Genomic DNA, 6,828 nt, shown 5'->3' on the forward strand with positions numbered 1-6,828 from the left:
CCGGGAACCTCAGGTAATGCTCAAGTACTTTGCGTGACTGTTTGGCATCATGATGAGGTTTCGGGGTGTCGGCCGGGGGCGCCCCCCCCCCCCCCCCCCGGGGGGGGGCGGGGGACGGCGACGGCGACGGCGAGGCCAGGGCCGCCTACCTGCGCGCGCTGCGCGAGCAGACCACCCAGCTCACGGGCTGGTGGGTGCGCCGGATGGTCGCGACCATCGACCCGTTCACCGAGAAGCTCACGTTCTTCTGGCACGGACATTTCGCGACCTCGATCCGCAAGGTGCGATCGGCGTCGATGATGCTCGCCCAGAACGAGATCTTCCGGCGGTCCGGGGCCGGGCCGTTCGACGCGTTGGTGCTCGCGGTCGCGCGTGACCCGGCGATGCTGGTCTGGCTCGACGCCGGCCAGAACCGCGAGGAGCACCCGAACGAGAACTTCGCCCGCGAGCTGCTGGAGCTGTTCACCCTCGGTCTCGGCAACTACACGGAGACCGACGTCCGCGAGGCCGCGCGCGCGTTCACCGGCTGGCGGGTGAGCCGGGACCGCGCGGGCTTCCAGCTGGCCGCGGGCCAGCACGACGACGGGCCGAAGACCATCCTCGGCGCGACGGGGAACCTCGGCGGCGAGGACGTCCTCGCGCTGGTCACCCACCTGCCGGCCTCGGCGCGCTGGGTGTGCGCCCGGCTGTGGAGCCGGTACGCCGCTCCCGCCGGGCCAGCCGACGTTCCCGCTGGCCCGGCGATGCTGGCGGCGTACGGCCCCGCTCTCGACGTCGGCGCGGCGGCGCGGGCGATGCTGCTGTCGCCGGAGTTCCGCGCCACCCGTGGCCAGCTGGTCGCCCAGCCGGTCGAGTACGTCGTGACCGTCCTGCGAGCCCTCGGCCTGCGGGTCGCCGCGACCGCGGGCGTCGACCCGGCCCCCAGGCAGGGGGCGCTGCCCCAGCGGACGGTGCTCGCGGCGCTGGCCGGGCTCGGCCAGACGCCGTTCTCCCCGCCGAGCGTCGGTGGCTGGCCGGCCAACGCCGCCTGGCTGACGACCGCGTCAGCACAGGTCAGGGCACGTTTCGCGGCCGCGGCCACCGGGGCGGCCGACCTGTCGACGATCGCGGACGAGCCACCGGCGGCCCGGCCCGACGCCGTCGCTCATCTGCTGTCCGTCGACGGCTGGACCGCCCGCACCCGGACGGCGCTCGCCGGCGCCGGCGGCAGCCCGGCGCGGCTGGTCACCCTCGGCCTGCTCGCGCCCGAGTACCTCACCGTCTAGCGACCTCACCACCGTCCAGCGCCGTGACCGCCACGTCCACCCACTCCGCATGATCGCCGATAGTGCCCCGACGGGGTTGTGATGAGCCCCTGTTCACGACCCCCAGGGGGCAGAAACGGCGATCATGTCCGACGTCCGGCGGCGACCAGCCAGGAAGCAGGAAGGAGGAGACGACAGATGCCGCTCGACCGCCGCCGGTTCCTGATCGCCTCTGGGGTGACGGGCGGGCTCGCCGCGGCCACCGGCGCAGGGGTGCTCGGCTACCGCGAGCTGCGCCAGACCGCCGCCGACGACCCGCTCGCCGGCGGCGGGGTGCTCGTCGTCGTCACCCTCTACGGCGGCAACGACGGCCTGAACACGGTCATCCCGGCGGGCGACCCGGCCTACCGGGCGGCCCGCCCGGAGCTCGGCTACTCCGCGGACGAGGCGCTGCCGCTCACCGACGGCCTCGCGCTGCACCCGGCGCTGGCCGGCCTGCGCGCGCACTGGGACGACGGCCGGCTGGCGATCGTGCGTGGTGTCGGCTATCCCCGGCCGGACCACAGCCACTTCCGGTCGATGGCGATCTGGCAGACCGCCGCCCCGGACACCGCGTCGACCACCGGCTGGCTGGGCCGCTGGCTCGACGCCCAGCCCGCGGCCGACGCCCGAGCCGGCGCGCTGCGCGCGATCAGCGTCGGGCCGACGCTAGCGCCGCTGGTCGTCGGCGAGCGGACGGCCGCGGCGGCCGTGCCCACCGGGACGTTCCAGGCCCCCGGCGGGGAGCTCGGCGAGCAGCTGCGGGCGCTGTACCGGCCCGACCCGGCGGACGGGCCGCTCGCGGCGAGGGCCGCGTCCAGCGGGGCCGACCTGTTCGCCGTCGCGGACGTGCTCGGCCCGGTCCTCGCCGGCCGGTCCGACGCGGAGCAGGCCCCGGCCGGCGAGCTCGACGCCGGCGGGGAGGCCGAGAGCGGCGGACAGGACGACACCGGCGGCCGGGATGGCACCGGCGGCCGGGATGGCACCGGCGGCCGGGATGGCACCGGGGCGCCCGCCGGCGCCGCCACCCGGCCGCCTGGCCAGGCGGCCACGGCCGCGGGCGGCGACCTGGGCGCGCAGCTCGACGTGGTCGCGGCCTGCATCCGGGCCGGGGTGCCCGCCAGGGTGTACGCCGTCAGCCTCGGCGGCTTCGACACGCACACCCAGGAGAAGGCCACCCACGCCCGGCTGCTCGGCCAGCTCGACGCGGCGCTCACCCGCTTCCAGGCCGCCGTCGCCGACGACCCGCACGGCGCGGCGGTGACGACGCTGGTGTACTCGGAGTTCGGCCGCCGGGTGGCGGCCAACGCCAGCGGCGGCACCGACCACGGCACCGCCGGCCCGGTGCTCGTCCTCGGCACCCGCGTCGCCGGCGGCTTCCACGGAAACCCTCCCAGCCTGACCGACCTCGACGACGGCGACCTGAAGGTGACCACCGACTTCCGCTCGGTCTACGCGACCGTCCTCGAACGGTGCCTCGGCACCGAGGCCGGCGTCGTCCTCGGCACCCGCGAACGCTTCGACCGCCTCGCCTTCCTCTGACTCAGGCCTGGTGATCCGGGTATGGCCAGCCGCGCGTGTCCGATTCCTTCAAGACCGACGTGTCCGGATGGACGGACGATGACGCGAAACCGCCCCGCCGCGCGCGGCCGGACCACGCGCGGCCAGACCAGAGGAGAAGCGATGTCCCAACCAGCTACCGCGTCCGTGTCCAGCACTCCGGTGGTGCGGGCCTCCGTCGACCTGGTCGGCCTGGTCGTCGCCGACATGGCGGCGTCGCTGGCCTTCTACCGGCTGCTGGGCCTCGATCTCCCCGCCGACGCGGACGGCCAGCCGCACGTCGAGGTGACCTTGCCGGGCGGCCTCCGACTCGCCTGGGACACCACCGACACGATCCGGTCGTTCGACCCGGGCTGGACCCCGGCGACGGGTGGACCGCGCATGTCCCTGGCGTTCCGGCTCGCCGACCCGGCCGCGGTGGACGCCACCTACCAGCGGTTCCTCGACGCCGGCCACGAGGGCCACCTGCCCCCGTGGGACGCCTTCTGGGGCCAGCGCTACGCCGTGCTCCACGACCCCGACGGCAACGGCGTCGACCTGTTCTGCCCGCTGTAGGACACGCGTTCCAAAGGTGCCGCCACGCCCCGCGCCGTCCCGCCACGCCCCGCCACGTCCGGGGAAGCCGCGCGGGCGTGCCGGCGGCTTGTCAGGCAGGCGGCCAGTCAGGCAGGCGGCCAGTCAGGCAGGCGGCCAGTCAGGCAGGCGGCGCGGGGACGGCCACCAGTTCGCCGAGGGAGGTACCCGCGAGGGCGTGGACGTCGCGGGAAAGGTGGGGCTGGTCGGCGTAGCCGGCGGCGCTCGCGGCCGTGGCGAACGGTACGCCGGCGGCCGCGAGCGCCAGGGCATGCCGGAAGCGCAGGATCCTGGCCAGGGTCTTGGGGCCGTAGCCGAAGGCCGCGCGGCAGCGCCGGTGCAGCTGGCGCTCGCTCAGGGCGACCCGCGCGGCGGTCGCGGCCACCGAGGGTGTCGCGTCGTGCTGGCCGGGGGCGAGACTGGCGGTGATGGTGGCGGCGAGCGGCTCGACGAGCCCGGGATGCCGAGGGTCCCGGGCCGCGGCCAGCGTCAGGCTCTCCAGCGCCCGACCAGGTGTTGGCGAAGCGGCGACCCGCTCCGTGAGCCTGCTCGCCTCGTCGGACGGCCAGAGCTCGTCGAGAGGCACCCGTAGGTCGCGCAGCTCCTCGGCGGGGACGCCGAGGACCGCGGGCGCGGTTCCTGGCGCGAACCGCAGGCCGGTGTAGACAGCGCCGCTGTCGTCCCGGTGCTCATGGGCGACGCTGTCCGGGCCCGCGACCAGCAGGCCGCGGCCGGTCCAGATGAGGTCCATGCACCCGTCCGGGAGGATGCGCCGCGTCGTGCCCGGCGTGCCCGCGCCCCGCCACACGACCGAGCCCGGCGACACCCCGGGCCGCTCGCGGTAGAACGGCTGATCCATGCCTTCCACCATGGCAGACTCCTCCGACGGTTCCGCTCGTCACCCGACGCGGGATCGCCCCGGCCCGCTCGGCCGCGGCTGCCGCGACCGGCCGCCGGGTCAGGGACGAGGGCCCGAGTGCCGGGGGAATACGGCCCGGCGGGTCGGGCCGATTGTCGGCACCGCGGGGGCCGCCGGGGCCGTTCAAGGCGCCGTGGCCGGGGAAAGGCGGGCGGGCGGTCGTCGCGCTCCGGGCCGCGATGGCGTCTTTCGGGTGGATCGTCTGGGTCGCCGGTCCCGAAACGGTGGCAGTACGCTGCGGGCGACCGGCCGGATGGCGGTCGGATTTCTCGGAGCCGGCGTACCGGACCCGCGATTCTTTCCGTTTTCCCTGCCCACCGGGCCGGAGTGCCAGATTCCCGGTGAGACGGCGAAGACGTGGCCGTACCTGGGCCCCAGGCGCGTGGACGGACGTCGATAACGGAAGGAGGAGGGGCACGTGCGTGTCGAGGACCTCTGCGAGATCGAGGCCATCAAGCAGCTCAAGGCTCGTTATCTCCGCCTGGTCGACGAGAAGAAATGGGACGAGTGGGCCGACGTGTTCGTGCCCGACCTGGACGCGTGGATCGAGGACGTCCCGGACGAGCGGTTCACCTCTCGTGAGGAGTTCATCGCCTTCATCCAGCTCGCCATTGGCGCGGGCCTCACCGTGCACCACGGCCACATGCCGGAAATCGAGATCACCGGGCCGGATACCGCCCGGGGGACCTGGGCGATGAACGACTACGTGCGGTTCGCGGGGCCGGACGGGATGCTGGAGATCGACGGCTGCGGCCACTACCGCGAGGAGTACCGCCGCTGCGCCGACGGCCGGTGGCGCATCAGCCGGCTGCGGATCACCCGGCTGCTGGGCATGGTCGACGAGCTCAGGCGGCGCGGCGTCGTCGAGGAGCCGGCGGTGGTCATCCCGAGCAGCAGGGGCTCCGGTTCCCCCGAGGGGCTCGTGGCCCGGTGAGCGGCGCGCGCGGCAACGGGCTGGCGCGCCGCCTGGAGGAGGCCGGCGTGGCCGCCGCGGGCCTGGTGACGGTGGCGCTGACCCATGGCCGGCGATGGCTGCTGCGCGAGTCGCGCTCCTCCGGGCCGGCACGCCGCGCCCGCCAGGCGACGGCGGTGACGAACGCGGCGGTGACGAACGCGGCGGCGATGAACGCGGCGGCGACGAACGCGGTGGCGGGCGCGGCGGCCCCGGTCACGAGCCCCAGAAGGGCCCCGGCCCCGGCCGCGGCACCAGAGCCGGCGCGGCCGGCCGGCGCGGCGTTCGCGGAGCGGATCCCGGTGCCGGTGCGCCGCGACCGGCCGGCGCCGCCCCGTCAGGGCCGGTTGGTCGAGGCGGGCGAGGGGGAGGGAGCCAGCCGGCCCGCGGCCCGGGCGCGGCGCGGGCCGCGACCCGCCGGCGACGGGCGCGACGACGGGTAGGCGGGACGCGGCGGCGTAGGGTCCGCGTTGTGAAGACGCTGGTCACCGGCGCGACGGGAAAGGTCGGCGCGGCGGTCGTCTCCGCGGCGCTGGCCGCCGGCCACCAGGTGCGCGCCCTGGTCCGGGACCCGGCCCGCGCCGCCGGCGTCCTGCCGCCGCCGGCCGCCGCGACGGCCCTCGAACTCGTTCAAGGTGATGTCACCGACCCGGGCTCGCTGGAGCGCGCCGTCGTCGGCTGCGAGCTGGTGTTCAACGCGATGGGCGTTCCCGAACAGTGGCTGGCCGACGTGTCCCTGTTCGAGCGCGTCAACGTCGGCGGATCCGAGAACGTCGCCAAGGCGGCCGCGGCCGCCGGCGCGCGCCGGCTCGTCCACACCAGCACGGTCAACGTGTTCGACGCCCCGCCCGGGGGGCGCTTCGACGAGTCGTGCCTCGCGGCGACGCCGAAGCCGAACGCCTACGACCGGTCCAAGCAGCGAGCCGAGGAGGCGGTGCTCGCCGCCGCGGCCGGCACCCGCCTGGCCGTGGTCCTCGCGAACTCGGCGACGGTCTACGGTCCCGGCCCCATGACGGCCGCGTCGATGGAGAAGCGGATGTTCGCGCCGGCCGTGCGCGGCCTGCTGCCCGCCGTACCGCCCGGCGGCTTCGGCGTCGTCTTCACCGAGAGCCTCGCCCGCGGCCACCTGCTCGCCGCCGAGCGGGGCGAGCCTGGCCAGCGCTACATCCTCTGCGACGGCCACGTCACGCTCGCCGAGCTCGTCGGCACCGTCGTCGAGGTCGCCGGCCGTGGCCGGCGGCCGCTGTTCACCATGCCCACGCCCGCCGCCGTCGCGCTGGCGGCGACCGGCGAGGCCGCGGCCAGGATCACCCGCCGCCCGCCGCCATTGGCCCGCGGCCAGCTCGCCTACCTGCGCTGGAACGCCCACCCTGACGCGTCCCGGGCCCGCCGCGACCTCGGCTGGGAGCCCACCCCGCTGCGCGACGGCCTGCGCCGCACGCTCGAGGCCGCCGGCCTCCTCCGCTAGGGCGTGTTTGAGAACTCCGGGTGTGGGGCTGGCTGGTGTCATGCTGATGATCTTCTGTGGGTCGTGGGGATCT

The 6,828-nt window shown here is 75.7% G+C and carries 7 protein-coding genes; 6 read left to right on the top strand and 1 reads right to left on the bottom strand.

The window, feature by feature from the left end:
- Positions 1-65: 65 nt before the first annotated feature.
- The 3 genes from I6A81_RS39770 (at position 66) to I6A81_RS39780 (ending at position 3,398) form a co-directional block, all read left to right on the top strand.
- Positions 66-1,265, top strand: coding sequence for a DUF1800 domain-containing protein (locus I6A81_RS39770; protein ID WP_203010479.1), 1,200 nt, complete (start codon positions 66-68; stop codon positions 1,263-1,265).
- 177 nt (positions 1,266-1,442) lie between these two features.
- Positions 1,443-2,825, top strand: coding sequence for a DUF1501 domain-containing protein (locus I6A81_RS45280; protein ID WP_203007520.1), 1,383 nt, complete (start codon positions 1,443-1,445; stop codon positions 2,823-2,825).
- Between the two features lie 141 nt (positions 2,826-2,966).
- Positions 2,967-3,398 carry a VOC family protein gene (locus I6A81_RS39780; RefSeq protein ID WP_203007519.1) on the top strand — a complete coding sequence of 144 codons (432 nt, stop codon included), beginning with the start codon at positions 2,967-2,969 and terminating at the stop codon, positions 3,396-3,398.
- A gap of 139 nt (positions 3,399-3,537) precedes the next feature.
- On the opposite strand, the gene I6A81_RS39785 is transcribed toward I6A81_RS39780, so the two are convergent.
- Positions 3,538-4,287 (bottom strand): helix-turn-helix domain-containing protein, encoded by a 750-nt coding sequence (locus I6A81_RS39785; protein ID WP_203010480.1) that lies wholly within the window; start codon positions 4,285-4,287, stop codon positions 3,538-3,540.
- A 466-nt stretch (positions 4,288-4,753) separates the two neighbouring features.
- Here I6A81_RS39785 and I6A81_RS39790 point away from each other — a divergent pair, with 466 nt between their 5' ends.
- Genes I6A81_RS39790 through I6A81_RS39800 form a run of 3 tightly spaced genes read left to right on the top strand, consistent with a single transcriptional unit; the run spans position 4,754 to position 6,755 of the window.
- Positions 4,754-5,269, top strand: coding sequence for a nuclear transport factor 2 family protein (locus I6A81_RS39790; RefSeq protein ID WP_203008195.1), 516 nt, complete (start codon positions 4,754-4,756; stop codon positions 5,267-5,269).
- On the top strand, positions 5,266-5,730 hold the full coding sequence (locus tag I6A81_RS39795) for a hypothetical protein (RefSeq protein ID WP_203008193.1): 465 nt from the start codon (positions 5,266-5,268) through the stop codon (positions 5,728-5,730). The genes I6A81_RS39790 and I6A81_RS39795 overlap by 4 nt, the downstream gene beginning before the upstream one ends.
- A gap of 29 nt (positions 5,731-5,759) precedes the next feature.
- Entirely contained in the window at positions 5,760-6,755 is a 996-nt protein-coding gene (locus I6A81_RS39800; protein WP_203008191.1) for an NAD-dependent epimerase/dehydratase family protein, read from the top strand.
- The last annotated feature ends 73 nt before the right edge of the window (positions 6,756-6,828 follow it).

The sequence above is a fragment of the Frankia nepalensis genome (assembly GCF_016786325.1).
GTDB lineage: Bacteria > Actinomycetota > Actinomycetes > Frankiales > Frankiaceae > Pseudofrankia > Pseudofrankia nepalensis.